At 67.2% G+C, this 25185-nt stretch carries 28 protein-coding genes; 12 read left to right on the forward strand and 16 right to left on the reverse strand.

All coding sequences use genetic code 11. The features are described 5' to 3' along the window. Positions 1–129 precede the first annotated feature (129 nt). Both SACXIDRAFT_RS13580 and SACXIDRAFT_RS13585 read left to right on the forward strand, forming a co-directional pair. On the forward strand, positions 130–1047 hold the full coding sequence (locus SACXIDRAFT_RS13580) for an ABC transporter ATP-binding protein (protein ID WP_006239140.1): 918 nt from the start codon (positions 130–132) through the stop codon (positions 1045–1047). Beyond that, entirely contained in the window at positions 1044–1808 is a 765-nt protein-coding gene (locus SACXIDRAFT_RS13585) for an ABC transporter permease (protein ID WP_006239141.1), read from the forward strand. Before SACXIDRAFT_RS13580 ends, SACXIDRAFT_RS13585 begins: the two co-directional genes overlap by 4 nt. A 44-nt stretch (positions 1809–1852) precedes the next feature. Here the strand turns inward: SACXIDRAFT_RS13585 and SACXIDRAFT_RS13590 are convergent, their stop codons facing one another. Beyond that, positions 1853–2908 (reverse strand): SDR family oxidoreductase, encoded by a 1056-nt coding sequence (locus tag SACXIDRAFT_RS13590; protein ID WP_006239142.1) that lies wholly within the window; start codon positions 2906–2908, stop codon positions 1853–1855. Positions 2909–2979: 71 nt separating this feature from the next. Between SACXIDRAFT_RS13590 and SACXIDRAFT_RS13595 the strand changes: the two genes are divergently transcribed. Next, the gene (locus tag SACXIDRAFT_RS13595) at positions 2980–3876 is read left to right on the forward strand and encodes a LysR family transcriptional regulator (RefSeq protein ID WP_006239143.1); all 897 of its coding nucleotides are present in this window, start codon (positions 2980–2982) and stop codon (positions 3874–3876) included. On the opposite strand, the gene SACXIDRAFT_RS13600 is transcribed toward SACXIDRAFT_RS13595, so the two are convergent. Next, positions 3866–4672 carry an SDR family NAD(P)-dependent oxidoreductase gene (locus SACXIDRAFT_RS13600; protein WP_006239144.1) on the reverse strand — a complete coding sequence of 269 codons (807 nt, stop codon included), beginning with the start codon at positions 4670–4672 and terminating at the stop codon, positions 3866–3868. The two genes, SACXIDRAFT_RS13595 and SACXIDRAFT_RS13600, sit on opposite strands and share 11 nt — an antisense overlap. Positions 4673–4781: 109 nt before the next feature. On the opposite strand from SACXIDRAFT_RS13600, the gene SACXIDRAFT_RS13605 reads away from it, so the two are divergent. Further along, positions 4782–5537 carry a 3'(2'),5'-bisphosphate nucleotidase CysQ gene (locus SACXIDRAFT_RS13605; protein ID WP_006239145.1) on the forward strand — a complete coding sequence of 252 codons (756 nt, stop codon included), beginning with the start codon at positions 4782–4784 and terminating at the stop codon, positions 5535–5537. A gap of 135 nt (positions 5538–5672) precedes the next feature. Here the strand turns inward: SACXIDRAFT_RS13605 and SACXIDRAFT_RS13610 are convergent, their stop codons facing one another. From SACXIDRAFT_RS13610 to SACXIDRAFT_RS13620, 3 genes are all read right to left on the reverse strand, one after another. Further along, positions 5673–5999 (reverse strand): hypothetical protein, encoded by a 327-nt coding sequence (locus tag SACXIDRAFT_RS13610; protein ID WP_408640380.1) that lies wholly within the window; start codon positions 5997–5999, stop codon positions 5673–5675. A 429-nt stretch (positions 6000–6428) separates the two neighbouring features. Further along, positions 6429–8252 carry a DNA helicase RecQ gene (gene recQ, locus SACXIDRAFT_RS13615; RefSeq protein WP_006239147.1) on the reverse strand — a complete coding sequence of 608 codons (1824 nt, stop codon included), beginning with the start codon at positions 8250–8252 and terminating at the stop codon, positions 6429–6431. A 176-nt stretch (positions 8253–8428) separates the two neighbouring features. Beyond that, complete coding sequence (locus tag SACXIDRAFT_RS13620) at positions 8429–8860, reverse strand: pyridoxamine 5'-phosphate oxidase family protein (RefSeq protein ID WP_006239148.1); 432 nt, start codon at positions 8858–8860, stop codon at positions 8429–8431. 142 nt (positions 8861–9002) lie between these two features. Between SACXIDRAFT_RS13620 and mgtE the strand changes: the two genes are divergently transcribed. Next, the gene (gene mgtE / locus SACXIDRAFT_RS13625; RefSeq protein WP_006239149.1) at positions 9003–10352 is read left to right on the forward strand and encodes a magnesium transporter; all 1350 of its coding nucleotides are present in this window, start codon (positions 9003–9005) and stop codon (positions 10350–10352) included. A gap of 19 nt (positions 10353–10371) precedes the next feature. Here the strand turns inward: mgtE and SACXIDRAFT_RS13630 are convergent, their stop codons facing one another. Beyond that, positions 10372–10848 (reverse strand): MarR family winged helix-turn-helix transcriptional regulator, encoded by a 477-nt coding sequence (locus tag SACXIDRAFT_RS13630; protein ID WP_157599667.1) that lies wholly within the window; start codon positions 10846–10848, stop codon positions 10372–10374. A gap of 93 nt (positions 10849–10941) precedes the next feature. Here SACXIDRAFT_RS13630 and SACXIDRAFT_RS13635 point away from each other — a divergent pair, with 93 nt between their 5' ends. Beyond that, positions 10942–11727 carry an SDR family NAD(P)-dependent oxidoreductase gene (locus SACXIDRAFT_RS13635; RefSeq protein WP_006239151.1) on the forward strand — a complete coding sequence of 262 codons (786 nt, stop codon included), beginning with the start codon at positions 10942–10944 and terminating at the stop codon, positions 11725–11727. 118 nt (positions 11728–11845) lie between these two features. Here the strand turns inward: SACXIDRAFT_RS13635 and SACXIDRAFT_RS13640 are convergent, their stop codons facing one another. Further along, positions 11846–12943, reverse strand: a complete 1098-nt coding sequence (locus tag SACXIDRAFT_RS13640; RefSeq protein ID WP_006239152.1) for a M23 family metallopeptidase — start codon at positions 12941–12943, stop codon at positions 11846–11848. 348 nt (positions 12944–13291) lie between these two features. Between SACXIDRAFT_RS13640 and SACXIDRAFT_RS13645 the strand changes: the two genes are divergently transcribed. Continuing rightward, positions 13292–14140 carry an SAM-dependent methyltransferase gene (locus SACXIDRAFT_RS13645; RefSeq protein ID WP_006239153.1) on the forward strand — a complete coding sequence of 283 codons (849 nt, stop codon included), beginning with the start codon at positions 13292–13294 and terminating at the stop codon, positions 14138–14140. Continuing rightward, on the forward strand, positions 14137–14676 hold the full coding sequence (locus SACXIDRAFT_RS13650) for a hypothetical protein (protein WP_006239154.1): 540 nt from the start codon (positions 14137–14139) through the stop codon (positions 14674–14676). The genes SACXIDRAFT_RS13645 and SACXIDRAFT_RS13650 overlap by 4 nt, the downstream gene beginning before the upstream one ends. A 963-nt stretch (positions 14677–15639) precedes the next feature. Here the strand turns inward: SACXIDRAFT_RS13650 and SACXIDRAFT_RS23080 are convergent. The 3 genes from SACXIDRAFT_RS23080 to SACXIDRAFT_RS23315 all read right to left on the reverse strand — a co-directional run bounded on the left by SACXIDRAFT_RS23080 (position 15640) and on the right by SACXIDRAFT_RS23315 (position 17385). Beyond that, entirely contained in the window at positions 15640–15939 is a 300-nt protein-coding gene (locus tag SACXIDRAFT_RS23080; RefSeq protein ID WP_157599668.1) for a hypothetical protein, read from the reverse strand. Positions 15940–15959: 20 nt separating this feature from the next. Continuing rightward, entirely contained in the window at positions 15960–16616 is a 657-nt protein-coding gene (locus SACXIDRAFT_RS22460; RefSeq protein WP_198284311.1) for a transposase family protein, read from the reverse strand. 334 nt (positions 16617–16950) lie between these two features. After that, a complete protein-coding gene (locus SACXIDRAFT_RS23315; RefSeq protein ID WP_006239157.1) occupies positions 16951–17385 on the reverse strand; it encodes a hypothetical protein in 435 nt (144 codons plus the stop codon). Positions 17386–17564: 179 nt separating this feature from the next. Here SACXIDRAFT_RS23315 and SACXIDRAFT_RS13665 point away from each other — a divergent pair, with 179 nt between their 5' ends. Continuing rightward, entirely contained in the window at positions 17565–18725 is a 1161-nt protein-coding gene (locus SACXIDRAFT_RS13665; protein WP_006239158.1) for a macrolide family glycosyltransferase, read from the forward strand. A gap of 21 nt (positions 18726–18746) precedes the next feature. On the opposite strand, the gene SACXIDRAFT_RS13670 is transcribed toward SACXIDRAFT_RS13665, so the two are convergent. Beyond that, positions 18747–19712 carry a helix-turn-helix transcriptional regulator gene (locus tag SACXIDRAFT_RS13670; RefSeq protein WP_006239159.1) on the reverse strand — a complete coding sequence of 322 codons (966 nt, stop codon included), beginning with the start codon at positions 19710–19712 and terminating at the stop codon, positions 18747–18749. 210 nt (positions 19713–19922) lie between these two features. On the opposite strand from SACXIDRAFT_RS13670, the gene SACXIDRAFT_RS13675 reads away from it, so the two are divergent. Then, positions 19923–20600: a C39 family peptidase gene (locus SACXIDRAFT_RS13675; protein WP_006239160.1), complete on the forward strand. Its 678-nt coding sequence runs from the start codon at positions 19923–19925 to the stop codon at positions 20598–20600. Beyond that, positions 20597–21547 carry a cutinase family protein gene (locus SACXIDRAFT_RS13680; RefSeq protein ID WP_006239161.1) on the forward strand — a complete coding sequence of 317 codons (951 nt, stop codon included), beginning with the start codon at positions 20597–20599 and terminating at the stop codon, positions 21545–21547. The genes SACXIDRAFT_RS13675 and SACXIDRAFT_RS13680 overlap by 4 nt, the downstream gene beginning before the upstream one ends. 85 nt (positions 21548–21632) lie before the next feature. On the opposite strand, the gene SACXIDRAFT_RS13685 is transcribed toward SACXIDRAFT_RS13680, so the two are convergent. After that, positions 21633–22196 carry a TetR/AcrR family transcriptional regulator gene (locus SACXIDRAFT_RS13685; RefSeq protein ID WP_006239162.1) on the reverse strand — a complete coding sequence of 188 codons (564 nt, stop codon included), beginning with the start codon at positions 22194–22196 and terminating at the stop codon, positions 21633–21635. A 102-nt stretch (positions 22197–22298) separates the two neighbouring features. Here SACXIDRAFT_RS13685 and SACXIDRAFT_RS13690 point away from each other — a divergent pair, with 102 nt between their 5' ends. Then, positions 22299–22883, forward strand: coding sequence for a dihydrofolate reductase family protein (locus tag SACXIDRAFT_RS13690; protein ID WP_006239163.1), 585 nt, complete (start codon positions 22299–22301; stop codon positions 22881–22883). Positions 22884–22890: 7 nt separating this feature from the next. Here SACXIDRAFT_RS13690 and SACXIDRAFT_RS13695 read toward each other — a convergent pair whose 3' ends face one another. From SACXIDRAFT_RS13695 to SACXIDRAFT_RS13710, 4 genes are read right to left on the reverse strand one after another with little or no spacing between them, the layout of a single operon-like run. Beyond that, positions 22891–23379, reverse strand: coding sequence for a DinB family protein (locus tag SACXIDRAFT_RS13695; protein WP_040922652.1), 489 nt, complete (start codon positions 23377–23379; stop codon positions 22891–22893). A gap of 11 nt (positions 23380–23390) precedes the next feature. Then, positions 23391–23882 carry a GNAT family N-acetyltransferase gene (locus SACXIDRAFT_RS13700; protein ID WP_006239165.1) on the reverse strand — a complete coding sequence of 164 codons (492 nt, stop codon included), beginning with the start codon at positions 23880–23882 and terminating at the stop codon, positions 23391–23393. Between the two features lie 43 nt (positions 23883–23925). Beyond that, a complete protein-coding gene (locus tag SACXIDRAFT_RS13705) occupies positions 23926–24627 on the reverse strand; it encodes an alpha/beta fold hydrolase (protein ID WP_040922175.1) in 702 nt (233 codons plus the stop codon). Positions 24628–24664: 37 nt separating this feature from the next. Beyond that, entirely contained in the window at positions 24665–25150 is a 486-nt protein-coding gene (locus SACXIDRAFT_RS13710) for a MarR family winged helix-turn-helix transcriptional regulator (RefSeq protein ID WP_232285302.1), read from the reverse strand. Positions 25151–25185 lie beyond the last annotated feature (35 nt).

Consider the following 25185-nt stretch of genomic DNA (forward strand, 5'->3'; position numbering starts at 1 on the left):
ATGCCGCCGAGGCGGCCTACCGATGGTGGTTGGAGCGCGGCGCACCACCGTTGTCAGCATGGGAGTGGACCGTCAAATCGCCGTCCGGTCCGATGCTTCGGCCGCCTCCTGCACGGGAGTGTCGGCGGCATGATCGAAGTGCGTGAACTGACCAAGCGTTACGGCGACGTCGTCGCTGTGGACGGGTTGACCTTCACGGTCCGGCCCGGGCACGTCACCGGGTTCTGCGGGCCGAACGGTGCGGGCAAATCGACGACGATGCGCGCCATCCTCGGGCTCGACCTTCCCACCTCAGGGCAGGCCCTCGTCAACGGAAAGCCTTTCCGGGCCTCCACCGCACCTCTGCGAGAGGTGGGTGCGCTGCTCGACGCGGGCGCTGTCCACGGAGGTCGCACCGCGTTCGCTCACCTGCACTGTCTCGCCCGCAGCAACGGCATCGGCAGGGAGCGGGTCGCCGAGGTGCTCGACCTCGTCGGCCTCGGGCAGGTGGCCCGCAAGCGGGTCGGTGGCTTCTCCCTCGGGATGAAACAGCGCCTCGGTGTCGCGGCGGCACTGCTCGGTGACCCCGCTGTGCTGTTGTTCGACGAACCCGTCAACGGTCTCGACCCCGAGGGAATCCAGTGGATCCGGGGTTTTCTTCGCGGACTCGCCCGCGAGGGAAGGACCGTGCTCGTGTCCAGCCACCTGATGAGCGAGATGGCGTTGACGGCCGACAGGGTGCTCGTCGTCGGCAGGGGCCGATTGCTGGCCGATGCGTCGATGTCCGAACTCGCCGAACGGTACCGCCGTGATGTGTTCGTCCACTCCGACGACGACGTCACGCTGGCCGAGGTGCTCACCAGGCAGGGCGCCTCCGTGGTGGCCGAGGCCGAAGGCGGGCTCGCGGTGTCCGACCTCGACGAACGGCGGATCGCGAAGGTCGCCGCGAGCGAAGGCGTCGCCGTGTTCGAGTTGACGCCGCGAAGCGCGTCGTTCGAGGACGCCTACTTCGACCTCACGCGGGACAGCGTGCAGTACAGGGGCGTTGCCGAGGGGAGTGCCCGGTGAACGACGTGATCGCCTCGGAGTGGTTGAAGGTGCGGTCGGTGCGGTCCACGTACTGGCTGCTCGCTGCCGTCGCCGGTGCTCTGGTGCTCGGCACCGTCGTGTCCGTGTTGATGGTCGCCGACTGGGACGCCTCTGCCGCAGCGGAGCGGGAGCGCTTCGCCAGCGCCGACATGGCCGTGCTCGTGTTGCCGTTCCTCCAGTTCTGTGTCGCTGTCTTCGGGGGCCTCACCGTCACCTCCGAGTACACGACCGGATCGATCTTGAGCACTCTCGCGGCGGTTCCCCGCAGGGGGCGGGTGTTGCTCGGCAAGGTGGTGGTCGTCGGAACCGCCACGATGCTGTTGGCGCTCGCCACGACCTTCCTGATGCTCGCCGTGGTGTCGGTCGTCGTGGGCGACCGGCCCTCGCCCATCGCGCCGTGGGAGTCGATGAGCGAGGGTGTGGGTTCGGCGCTCGCGGCCGTGGCGGTGCTCGTGGTGACCGCGCACGTCGCGCTCTGTCTCGGCGTGGCCATCCGCGCGTCGGCGGGGACGCTGGTGACGATGACCGTGTTGCTGTTCGTCCTGCCCGTGGCTTTCACGTTCCTGCCCGAGCCGTGGAACCTCCGGCTCGTCTCCGGCACGCTGCCCGCCCTGCCGAGCCAACTCGCGGGCAGTCCAGGTGCCGTGTTCTCTCCTGGCGTTGCCGCGGTGGTGCTCGCCGCCTACGTCGTGCTCTCGTCCGGCATCGCGTATTGGGTGCTGACCAGGCGTGACGCGTGATCGGTCGCTGGTGCCTGGCGCGTCGTCAGGCACCAGCGACATCGTCACGGGATGATGCGGCGTTTGCGCAGGTCGTCGAACGCCGAGCGGAACATGGCCTCGGAATCGACGAACTCCGTGAACCCGAACCGGCGTGCCTTGGAGCTGTCGGCGATGAAGTCGTAGTCCCACGAGAACACCGCGTCGCCGAACGGCCACGACGACACCTGCTCGAAACTCGTGTCGGCCAGCCCGTGCCGCTGCACCATGTCATTCCACAGTGGACCCTTGTCGCCCATCGTGTCAGCGAGCGACATGGGCAGCGGTTCGGCCACGGTGAGTCCGAAGTGGTCGGCGATCACCGGCCACATGTGCCGCCACCGGAACAGGTCGCCATTGGTGATGTTGAACGCCTGGTTCGCGCACTGCTCGTTCGTCGAGGCCCACACCGCGGCCTTGGACAGCAGCGTGGCATCGGTCATCTCCAGCAACGTGTCGTAGGCGCCCGGCTTGCCGGGGAACCGCAGCGGAAGACCCAACTCCGCGCACATCGAGGCGTACACGGCGAGCACCATCACCAGGTTCATGGGATTGCCGAGCGCGTACCCGCACACCACGGACGGCCGCAGCGCCGACCACGTCCAGCCTTTGCCCCGGCTGCTCTGTTCGAGGAAGTTCTGCTGATCGACGTTGAACTCCGGTGGGAGGTGACCGGGGTCGTCCTCCTTGGCCGGGGTTTTGAAAGGGCCGAGATGCGCCCCGTAGACCTTGTAGCCCTGCATGAGGTTGACATGCCGAAGCGGCGCGACGGCCTCGACTGCCTCGACCGTGTTGACCAGCATCGCGAGGTTCGGGCCGACCAGCTCGGACCAGCTCGGCCTGTCCTGGTAGGCGGCGTAGAAGACGTGGGTCACCTCGCGCAGCTCGCCGAGGGCCGCGCGAGTGGCTTCGCGGTCGAGCAGGTCCACGCTCACGTGGCGCAGTCCCGGCGCGTCGGTGCCCCCGCGCCGGGAGACGCCGACGACGTCCCAGTCGTCGAGCGTGCGCAGGTGGTCGATGAGGTTGCCGCCGATGACACCGTTGGCCCCGATCACGAGGGCCACGTTGGTTCTGGAACTCATGTGTCGATCGTCCAGCGATCAGCGTCTATAAGTCCAATACATATCTCTGAGACTTCCTATAAAATCTGCTCATGCCTACGCTGCGTCAATGGGAGTACTTGATCACGGTGGTCGAACTTGGGTCGTTCACCAGAGCGGCCGAGTCGCTGCACGTCACCCAGCCCGCGCTGTCGCATCAGCTCCGCACCCTGGAACGCACTGTCGGCGGGACACTGCTGGAACGGCTGCCCCGTTCGGTGAACCCGACCCCGCTCGGCCGCGCCGTGCTGCCACACGCCAAAGCCGCGCTCGCCGACGCGGAGCGGGCGTTGTGTGCGGCCCGCCGCGCGGCCGGTCTCGAAGAGGGCGAACTGGAAGTGGCGACCGTCTACTCCGTCGGGATCGGGGTGCTGCCCACCGTGTTGCGGACCTGGCGGCTGCGCCATCCCGACGTGCGCATCAGGCTGCGCGAACACCGTCACGCCGATCAGCTACGCGACGCCATGCTCGCCGGCGAGGCGGACATCGCGGTGGGCCCACGACCGCGCGACTGGGAAGGAACACTGCACGAATTGGACACCGAGGAGTTCGTCGTCGTCGCCGCGCGGGACGATCCCGCGGCCTCCCGCGCCGACCGCGACGGTATCGACCTCTCGCATCTCGCCGATCGCGACTGGATCCACTACGCGCAGGGCAACGGACTCGCCGACGTGGTGGACTCCGCGTGCGCGGCGGCGGGTTTCCGCCCCCGGCCTGCCGTGCGCACCGAACAGAGCGCCGCAGCTCCGGTGCTCGCGGCCTCGGGGCTGGGTGTGGCGCTGGTGCCCGCCAACATCCTGCCGAGGGAGTTCGACGGCGCGGTGCTGCGGCCGAAGCCCGCGATCACCAGGACGCTCGCCGCCTACACACGGCACGACCCCGACCCGCTGACCACCGCGTTCCTGAGGGTGCTGCGCGAATGGCGCTCGGAAGGAGCTCTCAGCCGATGACCGGAGAACCCGCGGAGTCCAGCGCGGAGAAGGTGCGATGAACGCGGGCGAGCAGGCGATCGGGCAGCAGACGTCCTGCCAGCACGAACAACCGGTTGTAGAGCGGGCCGGTGACGACTTGTGCTCGCCCCGCCGTCACGGCGGCGTAGGTCTGGCGCGCGACGCGAGCAGGGTCGTCCTTGAACGACAGCGCCCCGATCTTCGTGTCCCGCAGTCCCGCTCGCGCGAAGAACTCCGTGTCGGTGACCCCGGGCAGCACCGTCGTGACGCTGACCCCGGTTCCCCGCAATTCCTCGGCGAGGGCCGCGGCGAACGACGACACGAACGCCTTCGAGGCGTTGTACGTGGCCTGGTAAGGACCGGGGAGTCCAGCGACGGTCGAGGACACGACGACGAGCCGCCCACTGCCGCGTTCGACCATCGCGGGCAGCAGCCGCTTGGCCAGATGCACGGTTCCCGCCACGTTAAGGTCAACGACGCGCAGTTGGTCGTGCAATGAGGTGTCCCCTGCGAAGGCGCCGCCTGTGCCCACTCCGGCGTTGAGAACCAGCACGTCCACAGGACGGTCGAGAGCATCGACGCGGTCGGCCAGCTCCATGATCCCCGAGTAGGTCGCCAGGTCGTCGCGCACACTCCACACCTGGCGGCCGAGAGCGTCGAACTCGGCAACGGCGGCGTCGAGCGCGTCGTCGTCGGCACACGCCACCAGGTCGAATCCGTGCCGGGCGAACTCAAGCGCGAGTTGCCTCCCGATCCCCGTCGAAGCGCCGGTCACCACGGCCAGTCGGGTTCCCATCGCATTTCCCCTTCCCTCGCTGCTTGGCACCTCGGGAGTACCCGGGTTGCCCCGGCACCTGCGCCGCCTTCGACGGCGTCAGCCACATCGGCATTACGCTGCCGACGTGATGACCGACGCACGACTTGCCGCGCGGCTCGCCGACGAAGCGGGCAGGCTGCTGCTCAGGCTCAGGGGAGCACCCGGGTTCCGAACTCCCGACGAGGCTCGTGAAATGGGACGTCGCGGTGACGCGGAGGCGAACGCGCTGATCCTGCGAGGGCTCGCCGGGGAACGGCCCGGCGATGCCGTGCTGTCGGAGGAGTCCGCCGACGACCCCGCGAGGCTCAGTGCGGGCAGGGTGTGGATCGTGGACCCGCTCGACGGCACCCGCGAATACGGGATCGGACGGCCCGACTGGACGGTGCACGTCGCGCTCTGGAAAGCGGGCGAGGGAATAACGGACGCCGCTGTGGCCGAACCCGACCGAGGGTGGGTCATCGCGACGGACGAGAAATCGGAAAAGACTGTCGAAATGCCCGGAAAGGCCGTCCGCATTCTCGTCAGCGGCACCCGGCCCCCCGAATTCGCGCAAAAGGTCGCCGACGACGTCGGCGGGGAACTGGTGCCGATGGGCTCGGCGGGGGCCAAAGCCATGGCGGTGGTGAAGGGCGAGGCGGATGCCTACCTGCACGCCGGGGGCCAGTACGAGTGGGACTCCGCGGCACCTGTCGGTGTCGCCAGGTCGGCGGGTCTGCATGCGAGCCGGATCGACGGTTCCGAACTGGTGTACAACAGGCCGTCGCCGTACCTTCCTGACCTGCTCATCTGCCGCTCGGCGCTGGCGGACCCGCTGCTGAGGGCGATCGCGCGCGCCAGGAACTGAACCCGGGCATGCACACCGTGGGGCCGTGAAGGTTGCTGCTGAGGCGCTGATGCATCGTGCGCCGGACACCGAACCCGGACATGGAAACGGGTGGGAGGCCCGTGGCCTCCCACCCGTGGCTGGAGTGCGCGCGACTCAGTGGTCGGTCGCCTCGGCGTTGCTGCAGTACGCGACGTTGTTCTCGTCGGCGCTGCCCAGCAGGCCGATCTGGCCGAGCAGATCGACGCTGACCACCGGGCAGACGTTGATCTGGTTGTTGCTGAGCACGTCGTCCACGTTGATCAGACCGATCTGGTTCGTGTTGTCGTGGACGTCGGTGTCGGTGTCGCCCGGCGTGGCGAAGGCGGGCGCGCCCAGCATCAGAATCCCGGCCGCGGCGCTGGCAACAATTGCAGTCTTCTTGAACACCTTTAACCCATTCCTATCGACTCGAGTGATGTTCGTGCTGCGGTAGGAATTCACCGCAACCGTCTGTGAATTTACAAGCACCCAGAACAAAGCACACGGCACAATACGGTTGTGGGAAATCACCCGGTTTCGTGGTGGTGCGGGTCACTGCCGACGCTGGATTGGGTCACGAGATTGCTCTGACCAGCGGAGATGTCAAGAACGAGTCGTTGCTTTCCGTGTCCGCATACTCGATAGAACCCCTCGCGTCCCCCTATGTGACGACGGAAGCGATGCGAAACGTATTGAATGCGCTGTGTGCAAATGACCTGATGGGATGAAACTTGGCGAACTTCCTTGCGTAAGCAACGGTCTGTGCGCGGTGTGCTTCCGCGCCGTGGAACGTGTCCGTGGGTCCGGCAGAGTTCCGGACATATCGGCGTCGCGAGCCGTCCAGACCCGCCGTTCGGGGTTTATGGGCCGCCCCGGTCCCGAGGACCGGCTTCAGGAGGTCAGGACGCCGAGCACGCCCTCACCGTACCTGTTCAGCTTGGTCTCTCCGACGCCGTTCACCGTCGCCAGCTCGTCGCGGGTCGCGGGTCGCAGCGTGGCGATCTGCCGCAATGTCGCGTCGTGGAAGATCACATACGCTGGCACGCCCTGTTCCTTCGCGGTGGCGGCCCGCCAGGCCCGCAACCGCTCGAACACCGCGCTGGCCTCGGCGTCCAGTTCCACCGGCTCGGCGCGTGCCGACGACGTCGAGCGAGACGTGCGCACCGCGACCCGCGCCGGATCGCGCCGCATCGGCACCGTCCTGCCCGAAAACAGCACCTCGTCGGACGACTCCGTGGTGACGAGCGTGCCGTAGTCACCCTCGACGGCGAGCAAGCCCGCGGCGAGCAACTGCCTCACCACCGCGCGCCACTCACCCTCACCGAGGTCGGAGCCGACCCCGAACACCGAGAGCGTGTCGTGCCGATGCTGGGTGACCTTCGGGGTGAGCTTGCCGCGCAGGATGTCGATGATCTGCCCTGCTCCGAACTTCTGACCGCGTTCCCTGCGAAGGCGGACGACGGTGGAGAGCAGTTTCTGCGCCGCGACGGTGCCGTCCCACGACTCCGGTGGCGAAAGGCACGTGTCGCAGTTACCGCAACGGTCCTTCGCGCCGTCCTGTCCGAAATAGGCGAGCAGTCGAGCCCTGCGGCAGTCCACCGTCTCGCACAGCGCGAGCATCGCGTCGAGGTGAGCGGACAGCCGCCGCCGGTGTGCGGCGTCGCCCTCCGAGGTGTCGATCAGCCGCCGCTGTGCCACGACGTCCGAGAGGCCGTAGGCGAGCCACGCCGTGGACGGCAGCCCGTCACGCCCCGCGCGTCCCGTCTCCTGGTAGTAGCCCTCCACCGACTTGGGCAGGTCGAGGTGTGCCACGAACCGCACGTCGGGCTTGTCGATGCCCATGCCGAACGCGATGGTGGCCACCACGACGAGGCCGTCCTCGCGGAGAAACCGCGACTGGTGCCTCGCGCGCGTTCCCGCGTCGAGCCCCGCGTGGTAGGGCAATGCCTCGATGCCGTTGCGGGTGAGGAACTCGGCGGTCTCCTCCACCGAACGGCGGGAAAGGCAGTAGACGATGCCCGCGTCGCCGGGGTGCTCGGCGCGGAGGAATTCCAGCACCTGCTTGCGCGGGTCCTTCTTCGGCACGATCCGGTACTGAATGTTGGGCCGGTCGAAGCTGGAGACGAACACGCGGGCGTCGTCCAGCTTCAGCCGTGTGGTGATCTCGTCGCGAGTGGCGGGGGTGGCCGTGGCCGTCAACGCGACGCGCGGCACGTCGGGCCTGCGCTCGTGCAGCGCCGACAGTGCGAGGTAGTCGGGGCGGAAGTCGTGGCCCCACTGGGAGACACAGTGCGCCTCGTCGATGGCGAACACCGAAACGGGACCGCGTTCGACGAGCCGCATGGTGGCCTCGGACCGCAGCCGTTCCGGCGCGAGATAGAGCAGATCGAGTTCGCCCGCGAGGAACTCGGCCTCCACCATGCGGCGCTCGTCGGGGTCTTGCGTCGAGTTGAGGTACCCGGCGTGCACACCGGCGGCCCTCAGCCCGTCCACCTGGTCCTGCATGAGCGCGATCAGTGGCGAGATCACCACACCGACGCCGTCGCGCACCAGCGCGGGGATCTGATAGCAGAGCGACTTGCCACCACCGGTGGGCATCAGCACGAGTGCGTCGCCGCCGCCGGTCACATGATCGATGATCTGCTGCTGGTTGTCGCGGAACGAGTCGTAACCGAAGACGCGCTTGAGGACGTCGAGTGTCTGCGGATTCCCCACCTCCGCGATCCTAGGCCGAGTCCCACCGCCCCAACCGCCGTGTCCGCACTTCTCGCACGCGTGTCCGCACTTCTCGTACGGGTTTTCGCACTAGGGGGACGGGTGTGTGCACTTGTCGTCCGTGTCCGCGCCGCAGGCTGCGGACACGGGTGCATCAAGTGCGGACACGGGTGCCGTCAGGACTTGCTCTGGTCCTGGCTCAGCCAGCGCTCAGGGCGCATGCGCACGAGGATCGACGATCCGTCGGAACGGAGGTTCGCCTCCACGAACGCCTGGGCATCGGCCTGCGGCAGGTACCGGCCCGCGATCGCCAGTGCCTCCTCACGGGTCGGCGGCTCGTCGTTCGCCACGACAGGGCCCTCAACACTGACGTAGGCGTACGGGAACTGTTCGAACTGTGCCACGAGGCTCACCCTGCCCGCCTTGCGGATCGCGCGGTCCTTCATCGAATCGCGATCCATCCAGAGCAGCACGTCACCGCCGGGTTCGTAGCCGTACCAAATGGGCACGGCAAGAGGCGCCCTTCCGTCCCGGGACACGGCGAGCACGCCCACGTGACGATCGGCGAGGAAGGCTTCCCGCTCGGCCTCGGTCATGACCGTTGACATGTGTGTCCTCCTCGACTGTCTGTGTCGATCGGGACAACCGGCGGTGATCGTGGGGAATTCCCGTCAGTGGGGAGCAAGATCACGCCGATGGGTCGCCACGTTTATCCGTGGGGTATCCCGCTGGGCGGACTGGAGGGAGTACATGGCGGCCATGGCAGCACAGCCGACCGAGACACTGCGGGATCTGCTGGAGGACAACGACCTTCCCGGCCTTCAGAACTGGCTGGCGGAACACCCGCCGTACGAGATCGCCGACGAGCTCGGGCGCGCAGACGCCGTCCACGCCGTTCTGCTGTTCCGGCTGCTCGACAAGGACAGGGCGCTCACCGTCTTCGAGGAACTCGATCCCCCCGACCAGCAGAAGGTGCTCGAAGGGTTGCGTGAGCCCGCGTTCAGGGATGTGGTCGAGCGGATGGCGCCGGACGACAGGGCCCGGCTGCTCGGCGAGGCGCCCGCGAAGTTCGCGCGCCACGTCCTTGCGGGGCTGAGTGCCCGCGAACGCCGCTACACGGCCGCGTTGCTCGGCTACCCGGAGCATTCGGTCGGCCGCTACATGACCCCCGAGACGGTCGCCCTGCGTCACCACATGAGCGCTGCGGAGGCTCTCGACGTGGTGCGCAGGAAGGGTGCGGACGCCGAGACGGTCTACACGCTTCCGGTGATCGACGACCGGCGCTATTTCCTCGGCACGGTGTCTCTGCGCGACCTCGTGCTCAGTGCACCGGACAGGCCGGTCGCGGAGATCGCGAACGCCGATGTGCCGCAGGTGCATGCCACCGACGACGTCGAGGAGGCGGCACGCTTGATGCAGGACACCAACGTGCTCGCCCTGACCGTCACGGACAGCGAGAACCGCGTGCTGGGGTTGCTCACGTTCGACGACGCCTTCGAGGTGATCGAGGCCGCCGACACCGAGGACTTCGCGCGTCAGTCGGCATCGACGCCGTGGGCGGGTCACTACATGTCGGCGAGCGTGGTGGAGCTGGCGAGGGCGCGGGCGGTGTGGTTGCTGCTGCTGATCGTCGCGGCCACCTTGACGGTGAACGTGCTCCAGCTCTTTGAGGACACGCTGGCGAGTGTGACGGCGCTGGCCCTGTTCATCCCGTTGCTGGTGGGCACGGGTGGCAACGCGGGCGCGCAGGCGGCGACGGCGGCGGTGAGGGCGCTGGCCGTCGGGGAGGTGCGCACGAAGGACGTGCTCAGGGTCGCGTGGCGGGAGTGCCGGGTCGGTCTCGTGCTCGGCTCCATGCTCGCCGTGGTGGCGCTCGTGATCGGCACGCTGCTCGTGAACGTCACCGTGGCCGCCAGTGTCGCGGTCTCGCTCGTGGCGGTGTGTGCCTGGGCGGCGACCATCGGCTCCACGATGCCGCTGCTGGCCAAGCGCGTCGGCATCGACCCCGCCGTGATCTCCGCGCCCCTGGTGACCACGCTGGTCGATGCCACAGGGCTCATCATCTACTTCCTCGTGGCGCGCCTGGTCTTCGGTCTGTGACTTCCGGTGAACCCGAGGGTCAGCGACGCTGCCCTGCGCAGGCGTCGGGGGCGGGACCACCGCCGTCGAGCCGGGCGACCGGCTCACCGACGAGCTTGCGCAGAGTGGTGCGCAGCGTGTCGCGTTCGTCCTCACCGAGGTCGGCGAGCAGGCTGTCCTCGATGGCGGCCACCTCGGCGGACGCGGCGTGCAGCGCCCGCATCCCCTCCGGCGTCGCTTCGATGATGCGAGCCCTGCGGTCGGCCGGATCGGGTTTGCGGACGACGTAACCGGCTGCTTCGAGGTCGTCGAGGATCGCGACGAGCTTGCTCTTGTCCACTTCCATGGCTTTGGCGAGCGCGAGCTGACTCCCGGCGGGAGCGTCGGCGACGGTCATGAGGGTGGTGTAGCCCCACAGGTCCATGCCGTGCCTGGCCACCACCTCGGCCTCCGCCGCGCCGAGGCTGAGCTTGAGCCGGGCGAGGGTCCAGTGCAGGTCGTCGTGCAGTCGGCTCACGACGAGCACGATAACAGCTCCCAAAATCGTCTTGATTCAAAACGATCTGACTATACACTCGTCTCATTATTCAATGATTTCGGGAGTTGCACGATGGACATGGGTTTGCGAGGTCGCGTGGCACTGGTCACCGGTGCGTCAACGGGCATCGGCGCGGCCACGGCCCGCGCGTTCGGTGGTGAGGGTGCGAGGGTCGCGCTCACCTACCGGACGAACAAGGACAAGGCCACCCGCGTCGCGAAGGAGGTGGAGAGCGTGGGTGGCGAAGCACTCACCGTTCGCCTCGACCTGGAGGACAGGGCGGGTATCGCCGCTGCCGTGTCGGCGGTGGTCCAACGCTGGGGCGGGGTGGACGTGCTCGTGGCCAACGCCGTTCGCTGGGGAGGCTCGGCGCCGGACTTCTCGGCGAGGTTCGAGGACGTTCCGGCCGAGGAATGGCAGGCGATGGTCGATGCCAACCTGCTCGGCACGGCGGACGTGGTGCGGCAGGTGCTGCCGTCGATGCGGGCACGGCGGTGGGGGCGCATCGTGCTCGTGTCCTCCGGCGTCGCGGAGGAGGGACTGCCCGGCCCCGGCCCCTACGGCACAGCCAAGTCGGGCCTGCACGGTATGGCACGGGCTCTCGCGTGGAACGCCGGCAGCGACGGCGTCCTCGTCAACGTCGTCGCGCCGGGCCTCACGCTCACCGAGCGGGTGCCGAGCCTGGGGTCGCATTACGTGGACACGTTCGCCGCGGCCGTCCCGTCGCGTCGTCTGTCCACACCGGACGAGGTTGCGCGGCTTGTGACGTTCCTCGGCTCGGAGGCCAACGGCAACCTCACCGGGGAACTGGTGCGCGAGGGCAGTTCCGCGGCCCGCGCACCGCACGTCGGCGGGTGAGGCGGTGAGTGACGGCCGCGTGCCGAAAGGCGTGTGACAAGGCCGTGTGCCGAAAGGCGTGACAAGGCCACCGCCACCGGGTCTCGGTGACGGTGGCCTTCGCTTCGGGACCCTGCGATCACAGGGTGATGCCGTTGGCCTGCAACCAGGGCAGCGGGTCGATCTTCACACCGTTCTCGATGATCTCGAAGTGCAGGTGCGGGCCGGTGGACTGGCCGCGATTGCCCATCGTGGCGATCTGCTGACCGGCCTCGACGCGCTGACCGACCGACACGAGCGACTCGTTGATGTGCCCGTAGACGGTGATCAGGCCGTTGTCGTGCTGCACGCGGACCCACAGGCCGAAGCCGCTCGCGGGACCCGACGAGATCACGGTGCCCGACATGAGGGAGTGGATCGGCGTGCCGATGGCGTTGGCGATGTCCACGCCGTAGTGCGTTGTGCCCCACCGCGCGCCGTAGCCGGAGGTGAACGTTCCCTCCGCAGGCTTCACGACGCCGGGAGCAGGCGGCGGGGGCGGGGGAGCGGCCGGAGCCGCCGCACCACCGTCCGCGGGAGCCTCGGCGGCCTGCTTCTCGGCCTCCTCGGCCTTCTTCCGCTCGTGCAGCTTGTCCAATTCGGACTGCTTCTCGTCCTGCTTCGCGGCGGCCTGCTTGTGCGCCTTCTCGGCGTTGAGCTTGGCGCGCTCGGCCTTGGTCTGTTCGCGTTCCGCCTTCTCGACGCGCTTGCCCGCGTCGTCGGCTGCGTCGCGCTTGGCATCGACGTCCTGGCTCATCGAGTCGGTGACGTCGGAGCCGAGGAAGCCCATCAGCGAGTTGACCACACCGGCGAAGCTGAACCCGGAGGACTGCTCGTCAACGCGCTGCTGCGCCTTCCGCAGCTGCGCCTCGGCCTTGGCGACCGTGGCGCGAGCCTTGACGAGGCTGCCGCGAGCGTCCTCCGTGGCCTTCTTCGCCTTGTCGTGCTGCGACGTCGTGTTGTCGAGCCTCTTCTTGGCGTCAGCCGCTTGCTTCTTGACCTTCTCCAGGGCCTTCTCGGCCGAGGCGATCTGCTCGCCGAGTGGCTTCTCGTCCTGCTGTGCTGCCGCAGGGTTGAGCTGGATCTGCTGGGTCGCCGTCTCCGCGGGCTCCGCGAAGCTGACGCCGGGGGTGGAAATCAGGGTCAGTGAGGCGAGTAGCGCGATCGGCGCGGCCCGCCGGACATGACGCGCACGCATATGTGCGACTCCAGTGGGTGTCGGGGGAAAGCGCGCCGGTGGGGGGCCGACGCACTCGAATCGGGGCACTCGCGACTATGCGGACTCGGCTCGATCGCTCTCTACCAAACTTGATGTGCGCCACAACGATTCGGTTACTTTTACGATAATTCTCGGCGTGGCGTACTTGACTGCGCACGAAGTGCTGATCAGCGGCCCGGTTTCGGGCGTGGTGGGACCCGCCTCTGGAAGGGTTCCGCGCCGGGCGCCGAGGTGACACACTCGCGTTGACTCATCACGCTCGGTGGCACAGTGGTGATCAACACAGGTGTTCGACACCGTCTCCGCCACTGGAAGGAGCCCAACGCAGTGCAGGACCAGGCGCAGAACCCGGGGCAGACGATCCCACCATCGGCGAAGCTCGACCCCACGAGGCCGACGGTCGCCAGGGTCTACGACGCCAGCCTCGGGGGCAAGGACAACTACGAGGTCGATCGGCAGGTCTTCGAGCTGGTCAAACAGGTGGCTCCGCATCAGGGCGACGTCAGCTGGATGAACCGCAGGTTCCTCGTGCGCGCGGTCCGCTACCTCACTGAGATCGTGGGCATGGATCAGTTCCTCGACCTCGGCAGCGGGTTACCCACCGTGCAGAACACACACGAGGTCGCGCAGTTCAGCAACCCGGACGCCAGGGTCGTCTACGTGGACAACGACCCCATCTGCAACGCGCACGGCAGGGCGTTGCTTGAGGAGAACGAGAACACCCGGTTCGTCGAGGCCGACCTGACGAAGCCGCAGGACGTGCTCACCCATCCGGAGATCACGCGGCATCTCGAACTCGACCGCCCGCTGGTGCTCATGCAGATCGGCACGCTTCACCACGTGTCCGACGAGGAGGACCCGGTGGCGGTCATGCGCGCGTACGTTGACGCGCTGCCGTCCGGCTCGTACGTGGCGATGACGCATTTCTGGGACCCCGCGGCGGAGAACCCCGAGTGGTCGCGGCACGCCCACGAGCTGGAAAGCAAGCTGCACGAAGCGGGACTCGGAAGCGGGTTCTGGCGCGAGCGCGCGCAGATCGAGAAGCTGTTCGTCGGACTGGAGTTGCTGGAGCCGGGGCTCGTGCGACTCGACGACTGGTGGCCCGCGGGGCCGCGCACGCGCGAGGCGTGGCCGGAGGAGAACCTCATGCTCGGCGGGGTGGCCGTCAAACGGTGAGCACGAGAGTGGTCCTGGACGGGCCTGTGTACGTCAACTACGGCCAGTTCTACGTCGAGTCGGGTGCCGAGCACGCGGATATGGAGAAGTGTTTCGCAGGTCAGGAAAACGGCCTGTGTGGAGCCGCTTCGCCGGGGGTTCTGTTCTGTGTCACCGGCCTGCACACCGGCAGCGTCCGGCTCACCGTCGAGGTGTGTGACGGCGAGCCGGAGCTGGACGACCGCTGGGAGGACGTCGTCGAGGTGTCGTTCCGGCCGTCGGGTGCGGCGCAGGTGACGGGCTGGTGCGGCGAGTGGGGCCACGACCTGGACCTGGCCGAATGTGACTACCGGGTGCGCTACAGCGCCCGCGACATGGACGCCGGTGGGCAGCGTGACATGAGCCGGGACGACGCGGACGACGACTGCGAGGACTGCACGGTGGATGCCTACCTGCTTCAGTTCTGGCCCGCGCCGAAGGCCGACGACGTCGTGGTGAGGCAGACCAGTGACACCGCGGCCTACTGGCACGGCGTCTCGTGGACGCCGTCGCCGTAGCCGAGGGCGTGGGAAGCGGCGCGAGGCCGGGTTCCTGGGCGAGGAGTCCGTGCTGCCCGTCGTGGGCGCGTGCCACCGACGAGCAGGCGCCTACCTCGCGAACACCTGGTGGAGCGGGGATTCGAGCGCATCGCGTGTATCACGGGACCGAGGGAGCACAGGCTCGTCCACTTAGTGGCTCCTCGGCTACCGCCCCGCGCTCGCCCGGGAAGGCCGTGACGAGGACGAGCCGATGCGCTTCGCCGACTTTCGGCGAACTCGGCGGCCAGGTCGTCGATCAGTCCATTCTCGACACCCAGGTGAGTTCTGTCCATGTCCAATGGCCTCGTGACCGTCGCTGTGCTGAAGAGCCCGGCGGCGGACTGCTGGTTTCGGAGGATGCTGGCGTGGCGGACTTCGACTGTGCTGTGGGAGAACCTGGTGCATTCGACCGGCACCGCAGTCGGCCGACGGAAGCACCACGAAGGCGCGCGACGGCCGAGGCGCTGAGCGGCATACGGGCAACCCGGAAGCTGGCGCGTTTCACGGCAGAGCCGAGGTGATCGATAGGCCCTTGATCGCTTAAGCCACGTCACCATGGCACCAACGCCGATGTGCTGGAGCCGACGTCAACGTGTGCGGCTGCACCTGCCCCGCCGACGGATACTCGTAGGCCCGAGTCGTGTCCCCCTCGACCTCGTGCCGAACCTCCGACACCCGATTACCGGCCTCGTCGTAACCGAACTCCACCCAGTACGGCGCCGCCCCACCGAGACCCAGCACGGTCGGCGCCGACGCACAGTCACCCGAAACAGGCACGTGCGCCGACGTCAACCGCCGCAGGGGACGTCGCGGCCGGAGAGGCGGACGAAGGCGGCGCGACCCGCCCGAATCGGCTCAGTGAGGGATGCTCGGTGGGCCGTGGACACTCACCGACATCGCCCCACTCGACAGACAAGGGTTTCCATAGGGCAACCTTGGCATTCACGTGTCCTCTTCAGCCGCATCAGCATAACGACTGAAGAGCTCTATGGCGGCAGCTTCTTGTTCCTCGAGTGCAGCCGCATGCTCAGGATCCTCAATAAGCTCAGGGTATCCCCAGAGTGCCACAACAGGATGTGACCACAGTTCTTTTCCAGAAGCATGTACGCCCGCCTTCAAAGCGAAGTGCCAGTTCTCCGGAATCTGCGCCGTCATCAAGTCGAAGAACCCAGCAGGGGCGAAGCAGGGCCTACCCCAATCATCGCGAACGAGGTATTCGAGTACATTCTCGGTGATGCTCATACCCAGAGCGTTATTCAGGCTTACCAGCCAAGTCGGTAGAATTCCAATGCGGTGATGACTCGGATGACGTTGGGAAGTTCGGCGAGTCGTCCTCGGTAACCGGTGGCGAGTATTTTCCAGTTCTTGATATGGGCGATGCACCGTTCGACTGCGGCACGCAGTGAGGAGATAGCTTTGTTGTTGGCCTTGTCTCCGATGGAAAGTTCGCCGCCCTTTGGTTTTTTGCGTGGTGTGATCGCGTGAGTTCCTTGGTAGGCGGGGTCGGCGATGATCGGGGCATCGGCCAGAAGAACCTCCCAGTCGCATTCGGTGAACGCTTTGCGGTCATGCATTGCGCCAGGCAGGGGTATCGATATTCCCAACAGGACGCCGTCGGTATCGGCTGCCACCTGGATGTTGAGCCCGGCCCGACGGCGCTTACCGGAGTAGTTGTCCTCGTGACCTGCACGGTTGCCAGTGGGGATGTCGGTGCCGTCGACGAGGACAAGTCGGCCGCGTATCGCTTCTTTGAGGTGGGGAACGTGCAGGCATAACGCCTCTCCGATCAGCGGGAGAATGCGTCGATAGACTCTCGACACTGTCGACTGGCTGACATCGAACAGATCGCCCACGGCCGCCTGGTTCAGGTTCTGCCGAACATAAATCAACGTCAGTAGGACAGCCCGATAGAGTCCCATAGCCGGAGGCCACGATCGCTCGCGACCGCACTGAACGATCTGCCAAATACGGGCAACAAGCTCCTCAACCTGGTCGGCAGAAAGTCCTGTAGTAGAATGGTATCGCAACGGCTCCGCCTGTTAATCGTCTTCTGTGGTAGGAAAACGATCTTACACGGCGGGGCCGTTGTCCTATTTTTAGGCAACCATGCCACCTGAATAACGCTCCCAATATTGGGTATCTCTTACCGATCGTCAACGCATATACGCTTTCGAACTCCGCTGCTCGATGCCGCTGATGATCGGATAACGCACGAGGATCGTTAGAGATACAAGCGGCCCTCATCGGACTTTCTCAATTGAACTTGAAGTCATCGACTGCTCCGGTGGCGGTGCTTCGGACGTAATGAATGTTCACGCCGTTGACGATATGCTGCATCTTGCCCCATCTGTCCTCAGCTGGCCAGCGTGGATCGGTCATTGGGACCTTCGTCAGCACCCTACCACCGGGCGCCGATCGAACTTCAGTCATCGCGATTTGCTCAGTTAAATTTTGGGGAACCGTCCTGCCCGTCGAACCTAGTCCCAGTGGTTTCGGTGCGTCCGCGGGCAACCCCGGAAGTTCGGACCCGAAGTCGTTGTGGACGAGTGTTTGCGCGTACCCGACGTGGTAGGTGTGGATGCCGTTGATGGTGAGGTTGTGGACCCGGGTGGTGGCGGTGTAAGTGCGGACATCGGTGATGCGGGCGTGGCCGCCGGCGGTGTGGCACGCAGGGCAAGTTGTGGACACAGCAGATGTGGTGTCGGAATCGTCAAGCGGCGATGGGCGTCGCTCGCCGTACCCGTCCTGCTACGGTGAGCCCGTGCAGCAGCAGTTCTACCTCTGAGATCGCCGCGCCCTCGCGCGAGCCGTCGGGTCCCGACGGCTGATTCGTCATATCCGAGTCGATCTCACTGCTGGAGTCACAGATGTCTCACATCCTGATGGTGACCGTGGGCGCACACGGCCACGTCAATCCCCACCTGCCGGTGCTCGCCGAACTCGTCGAGCGTGGCCATCGCGTCACCATCGCCGTGCCGGAGTCGTTCGCCGAGGTCGCCGCCTCGTCGGGCGCGACACCGTTGATCATCAGCTCCGACCTGCCCGACCAGTCGCGAGGGGAGCAGTGGCCTGACGGCGGTGTCGAGGCCATGGACCTGTTCCTCGCCGAGGGGCAGGGCGTGTTGCCGCAACTGGAAACGGCGCTGGCCAGCGACGCGCCGGACGCCGTTCTCTACGACATCGGCGGATACGCGGGCCGGGCACTGGCCCACCGACGGGATCTCCCGCTGCTCCAGCTTTCGCCGTCGATGGTGGCCTGGCAGGGCTACGAGGAGGACATGGCCGAGGCGCTGGCTTTCCTCGACACGACTGAAGGTGCGGCCTACCGGAGGCGGTTCGACCGGTGGCTCGCCGACCTCGGTATCGACTGCGACGGCGACACGTTCACCGGACGGCCGCCGAGATGCGCCGTGCTGATCCCGAAGGCCATGCAACCCAACGCCGACCGGGTGGACGAATCGGTCTACACCTTCGTCGGCCCCGCTCTCGACAGGCGGAAACACCAGGGCGGATGGCCGAAACCGGACCGGCCGCTGCTGCTCGTCTCCCTCGGCTCCGCCTACACCGACCGGCCGGACTTCTACCGCGCGTGCATCGAGGCGTTCGGCGGGCTGGACTGGCAGGTGGTCATCTCCATCGGGCAGTACGTCGAAACCTCGGCGCTCGGGCCGGTGCCGTCGAACATCGAGCTGCACCGATGGGTTCCGCAACTCGCGGTGCTGGAGCACGCCTCGGCGTTCGTCACCCACGCCGGGATGGGCGGTTGCTCCGAAGGGCTGTACCACGGGGTGCCGATGGTGGCGGTGCCGCAGGCCGTCGATCAGTTCCTCAACGCGCACCGCCTCACCGAGATCGGGGTCGGCGTGCACCTTCCGGCCTCGGAGGTCACGGCGGAGTCGTTGAGGCAAGCGGTGCTGTCGGTGGCCGACTCCGCCGAGGTGGCCGACGCTCTGGCGTCCTGTCGCGCCGAGTCACGCCGGGCCGGTGGCGCCGATGCCGCTGCCGACATCGTGGAGAGCATGCTCTGAAAGCGCGTGGGCGGCGAAGCGCTACAGCAGTCCGCGCTTCGCCGCCTGCACTCCCGCTTGGAACCGGGTGGTCGCTCCGAGCCGGTCGAGCAGCGCGGCGATGCGCCGGACCACGGTGCGCCGCGACATGTCGAGGCGGCGGGCGATCGTCTCGTCCGTCGCGCCAGCGGCCATGAGAGTGAGGATCGCCCTGTCCTGCGGCGGGAGGCGCTGCTCACCGCCCACATCGGTCACCGGGATTCCGAGTGTCCAGAGTGTTTCGAAAATTCCGATCAGTGCCCGTAACAATCCGGAAGGGCGCACCAGAAGGGCGCCTTCGAGACCGGATCGGTCGGGGTCCGGCACCAACAACGCAGACTCCGCGTCGCCGATCGTCAGTTTCACCGGCAGTTCCGGTAGCACGCGCACACGCTCTCCCCGCTCGGCCATGCGCGTCATCGCGGAAAACAATCGGTGGTCGGCGTAGACGGCCTGGCTGTACAGAGTGCGGTAGCGAATACCGTCGGCCATTCTGTGCGCCTGGGTTTCCTCCTGAGCCCGGAAATGGTGCGGTTTGCTGTAGTACGGAGGACGGTCGAGCCAGCGCACCTGCTGGGCGGCCTGCTCCTGGAGCCGCTTGGTGAGCAGGATGAGCGTCGCCGGATGTTCGATCGGCTCGACGTAGCGAAGGGGACCGCTCGCGGCGCGCGCGTGGTGGTAGAGCCGGTCCAGTTCCGCTCCCGCCTGCCACAGTCGTGCCCTGCGGTTCTCCTCCTCGGCCAGCGCCAACGACATCACGCGGTCGGGCGAGGCCGCCTCCCAGAGCACCGGATCGCCGTCGTCGGCATGGACCAGATCGAGGCCGGCCAGCGTGTGCAACACGGTCAGGACCGTGGACGCGGGCAGGCCGGTGTAGCGGGCGATGGCCTGGTGATCCGATCGCCCCCGCATCGTCAGGGCGCGGTAGACGCGGCCCTGGTCGCTGTCGGGCACGAGGACGTCGAGCACGGTCCCCTTCCGGTTTCCGGCACACTACGGGCGCGAAAAGGGTATGGGGTCGCTCTTTTCCGGTCAACAGACGAACGTCGGGAAATAGCTGCTTCCGCGCCGAGAAATGGCGCAACTGCGCGATGTCACAGGTGAGCCAGCCGAATCACTGGCTGTTGTCTCTCCGCTCTTGGCACTATCAAGAACCATTTCCGAGTCAGGGGAGTAGGAATGCGTCAGCGAAAACTGGTGGCCTCCGCCGCCGCGCTCACGGTCGTGCTCGCCGTTCCGCTGCTGGGGCCTGCCGCCGCGGGAGCTGCCGTCGAGGCAGGCGGCCCTCCAGCCACAAGCCAGTCCGCCGCAGGCCGGCCCACCGGTGTGGCGCAGGAACCGAGGACGATGGGCGAGGTCGTCCTCAACGTGGACTACCAGGTGCAGGAGACGGGCTACTGGTGTGGACCGGCGGCGGTGCGCATCGCACTGTCGGCCCGAGGCATCTACCGCAGTCAAGCCGACCTCGCCGCGCAGCTGGGCACACACACCGGTGGAACCGACTGGATCGGCCAGGTCACGCGCGTGCTGAGCAACCACGTCGGCTGGTACGAGACCAAGGAGATGCCCAACGATCCGCCAACGCAGGCGCAGAAGGACCTGCTGTGGCGCGACATCGTGCTCAACATCAACAACAACTACCCGATCGTCGCGAACATCGTCGCGCCTCCCGGTAACCAGCCTCCCGGCTACCCGCCGAACCAGACGATCTACCACTACTTCACGGTGATCGGCTACAACGACGTCAACCGCACCGTGCTGATCGCGGACCCCGCGTCGTTCAGCGGCTACCAGTTCTACTGGCTCACCTTCGACCAGCTCGCCTCGCTCATCCCGCCGAAGGGATACAGCGCATGACGAAGGGATCGCTGCGGAAGGCGCTCGTCGCGGTGGTCGTGGCAGGCTCGGCGGGAACAGCCACAACGGTCGTCGCGCCTCCTGCTGCGGCACAAGAGGTGACCGCCTGCCCTGACACGGCGGTGTTCCAGACCGACGGCTACGGGCACGGCGAGACGCTCACGAACTGGAACAACTCGGCGTTCAACGCCAACCCTCCTGCGGGCTGGGAGATCGTCCAGGTTCCGTACGACGCGGGTGTGTTCCCCGGAGTGGACGCGAAAGCGCTCGACGAATCCGTCGCGGGCGGCGCGGAGAAGCTCCACCGCACCGTTCGCGATCTCCACGCCGAATGTCCCGGCACACGGCTCGTGCTCAGCGGGTATTCGGAGGGCGCTCTCGTCGCGGGCGATGTGCTCGAACGTCTCGCGCGGACCGACGACATCCCGCACCACCTCGTGAACGGCGTGCTGTACGGGAATCCGCGCAGGGCGTTCGGCGACGGAGGAGCGGGCGGCATCGCCGGAGGCATCGAGACGAACGTGCCGACGATCCTGCCCGGCGTCACCATGAAGGGCGGGCACGACTTCGGCGACCTCGCCGTGCACGACATCTGCAACGAGAACGACGGCATCTGCAACTCCACCAACATGATCACCAATCTGGCGGCGTTCGCCAACGGACTCGTCGGCTACGTCAGCGGCGATCACGGCTACGACCTGAACCCCGCGCGTGACCTCGGTTTGGGCCGGACGCTGTACCGGCAACCACAACGTGTGCCGCACGGCCCGCCGCTGCCGATCCCGGTCGGCACGCCGTGGCAGATCCAGCAGGCGCTGGGTGACGACGCGGCGGCTCGCCAGGCTGTGCGCACCGCGCAGGGTCAACTCGCGGGCCTTGTGGGGCAGGAAACTCTCGACCGGCTGGCCGAGACCTCGCCCTGGTACCGCCTGCTCCAAGCCGCATAGGCCGGTTGGCAGGGCCTTGTCGGGAGCCCCCCGGATCCGGCCGATGTTCGAAGGCCGCCCACGGACCCGCTCGTGGGCGGCCTTCTCACGTGCGGGGCAGTGCGCGTGTCACGAAATCCGCGACGAGTCCGTCGAGATCGACCTCGGCGAGGACGCCGGGCAACGTGAGGTGTTCCAGGATCAGCCCGGTCATCGCGTAATACAGCAGCAGTGTCGTGAGGTCGTCGCCGGGAAGATCTCCCTGGCGCCTGCCCTCGATGTTCGCGTGCAGATTGTCGCGCAGTGTCTTCGTGAGCGTCGCGCGCAGTTCCGGCCGCCGGGTCGCCTCGAGTCTCAGTTCCAGCAGCGCCAGCCAGCCTGCGCGATCGTCGGAGATGCGGTGCAGCAGCAGGTGCATGAACTGGGTGAGCAGCGCCCTCGGATCGGTCTCGGTGCCTTCGGCCGCGCCCACGGCGACTCGGAGATGCACGCGCTCGGCGGCCTGGCCGAGCAGGTCGTCGCGGTTGGCGAAGTAGTTGGACGCGGTCCCCTTCGGTACTCCCGCCTCGTCGTCAACGGCGCGGAACGTCAGACCGCGCGCGCCGTCCCTGGCGAGAACCTCGATCGCCGCGTCGATGAGCGCGATGCGGCGCTGCGGATTGGTGACCATCTTTCGAACCTCCTGCTGACGATCGCTTGACAACCACTGCGTCCATAGTACTACAGTTCAAGTACTTCAACTGGAGTGGTTGATCGAGCAGGAGTGTGACCGATGCGAAAACTGACCTACCTCGTGGCCCAGACGATCGACGGTTTCATCACCGACCCCGGCAACAATGACCCGTCATCGTGGTTCGTGCTGGAGGGCGATCACGTCGAGCCGCTGCGTGACGAGTTCCCCGACATGCATCCCACACACGTGCGACCGCTACTCGGGATGGAGAACGCGCCCAACAAGCACTTCGATACCGTGCTCGAAGGCCGGGGCTCCTACGAGATCGGCCTGCGCGCCGGTATCACCAACGCCTATCGGCATCTACGCCACATCGTGTTCTCCACGACGATGACCGAGAGCCCCGACCCGACGGTCGAGCTGGTGCGCACAGACCCGGTCGCCAGGGTGCGGGAGCTGAAGCGGGAGGACGGCATGGGCATCTGGCTCTGCGGCGGTGGCAGGCTGGCCACCACGCTGCGCCACGAGATCGATCGGCTGATCATCAAGCTCAACCCGATCGTCGCCGGCGACGGCATCTCGCTGTTCCACGGCGCGAGCTTCGACCCGGAACGCTACGACCTCACCGATGTGCGGCACTACGACAGCGGTGTCGCCGTCCTCACCTACGACAAGCGCGGCTGAACCAGCATCACACCCCGGTGGCTTCGTCGATGCGCTCGCGAACGAGGTCGGCGTGTCCACAGTGGCGCGCGTACTCGGCGATCATGTGGTTGTAGATCCACCGCAGCGACACCTCTCCGCCTGCCGGGAACGGCTGTGTGTCGTCGAGTGCGTGCGCCGCGCAGTTCTCTCGTGCTGCGGCGATCTCGGCCTCCCAGGTCGCGACGGCCTCGGCGAACGGCACGTCGCCGGAGACGTCGAAGCCGCCGCTGTGCCCTTCGGGAGACAGGCCGTAGAGCTGCGGCAGCTCCTCGCCGGTCAGGACGCGGCGGAACCAGTTGCGTTCGACCTCGGCCGCGTGCTGGACAAGGCCCTGCAACGTCAGTGGCGACGGCGGCGCCGACGCGGTGCGCAGCTGTTCGTCGGAGAGCCCGTCGCATTTGCCCGCGAGGGTGGCGCGGTAGAAGTCGAGCCAGCCCTCCAGGGTCGAGCGTTCGTCGGCGGCCAATGGCGGCATCGGGCGTTCGGTCATGGCGCGATGGTGTCAGCCGGGTCCGACAGTCGCGGGCGCGCCTGCAACAGCCTGGGTGAGGCAGCGAAGCCTCCACGGCAGTAGGCCGAGATGGCGCGGAAGGTGGAGTGCACCGTCACCCGCTCCAACCGGAGTTCGCGTGCCAGCGCCAGCACGGCGTCGATGAGCCTGCCTCCGAGGCCGGACGCGCGTTCGCCGGGGATCACGTAGACGCACTGGACGTCACCGGATCGGCGTGACAGCGCCTGCGGGGTCGGCACCCGCTGCACGAGTGCCAGCCACGCCATCCCGATCACCACCTCGTGGCGGGCCAGCACGAGACAGCGGTGTGTCTCCTCGTTCTCCTTTGCCCACGCGACGAGGTGGGCGGCGAACTCCTGACGATCGACAGCGGGTGTGTCACCGTTCTCCCGCAGCCATTCCCATCGCAGCGCGGCGACGGCGGGGAGGTCGGCTGGCGTGGCGAGGCGGATGGTGACGTCGTCCATCCGGCCATCATGCCGAACGAGCCGTCGCCGCCACGCCGATTTTTCAGCTCATCTCCACGCAGCGAAGGATCGCCTCGGCCAGCTCGGCCGGTTTGGTGAACTGCGGCCAGTGCCCCGTGTGGACATCGACGAGCTCGACGTCGCGGATCTTGCCGAGTTCGGCGGCCATCGGATTTCCCTGCGCCAGCATCTCCCGCACCAGGTCGCTGGAGAACTCGCAGGCGATCACCGTGGTCGGCACGTCGTAGCGCCGTTCGTCGGCGAGCACCAGGGGATCGTTCGCGACGGCGGCTGGCTGAGGCACCGCCCGCGCGCGGAAGGACGCCCGCAACTCGTCGCTGAGATCCCGCAGATCGATCTCCTCGAACTCCGACCAGTCCGGCAGCGGAATCGCACCGTCCACAACGGACAATTTGTCGTTGATCGGCCGCCCGTGGGGCAGCGGGGCCGAATCGACGTAGACGACGCGGGCGATGCGGTCGGGTCGCGCGTCGGCGACCGCGTACGCGATGGCGCCACCTCCGGAGTGGCCCGCGAGGACGACTTTGTCCTCGCAGCGATCCACGACGGCGACGACGGCGTCGATGTGGTCGCGCAGTGTGATGCCTCGCCGGTCGGCGTCCGGCGATTCGAGCCCCGGCAGGGTCAGCGCGTGCACGCGGTGACCCGCCCGTTCCAGCGTGGGCGTGACGGCGCCCCACGAGGCACCGTCGAGCCAGAAGCCGGGGATGAGGATGACGTCCATGGTCCAGACGCTAGGTGTGGACACCGACAATCCGTTCTCACGCGCCGAACCAGCTTCCCGAGTCGAGCGGGAAGTGGGCGTGGGGCTGCATCTGGCGCAGGGCCGACTCCAGGTCGCGGAGCCGCTCCTCGCCGAGCGTGGCCGCCCACCGCCGTCGCAGTCGCTCGAAGATCACGGCGGAGCGTGCGAGGACGTCGCTTCCCCTTTCGCTCAGGCGGATTCTCTTGCGACGCGCGTCGGCGGGGTCGTCGATCCGCTCGACGTAGCCGAGGGATTCGAGCCGGGCCACCGTCTTTCCCGCGGCCTGTTTCGACACGCCGAGGCGTCGTCCCAGTTCGGTGGCCGTGGTTCCCGAGCGGCCGATGGCCTGCATGGCGAAGCCGTGTGCGGGGCGCAGGTCCGGATGGCCCTGCCTGGCGAGTTCGGCGTGCAGTTCGTCGATGATCGCGCGGAAGCCGCCGAACAGCAGCAACGGCAGCACGAATCCGGCGGGTTCACCCCTTGCCATAATCGACAACCTCATTTACTTTTTCGTCAACCATGTTGTCTAGTTTAGGT

Source organism: Saccharomonospora xinjiangensis XJ-54 (assembly GCF_000258175.1).
Taxonomy (GTDB): domain Bacteria; phylum Actinomycetota; class Actinomycetes; order Mycobacteriales; family Pseudonocardiaceae; genus Saccharomonospora; species Saccharomonospora xinjiangensis.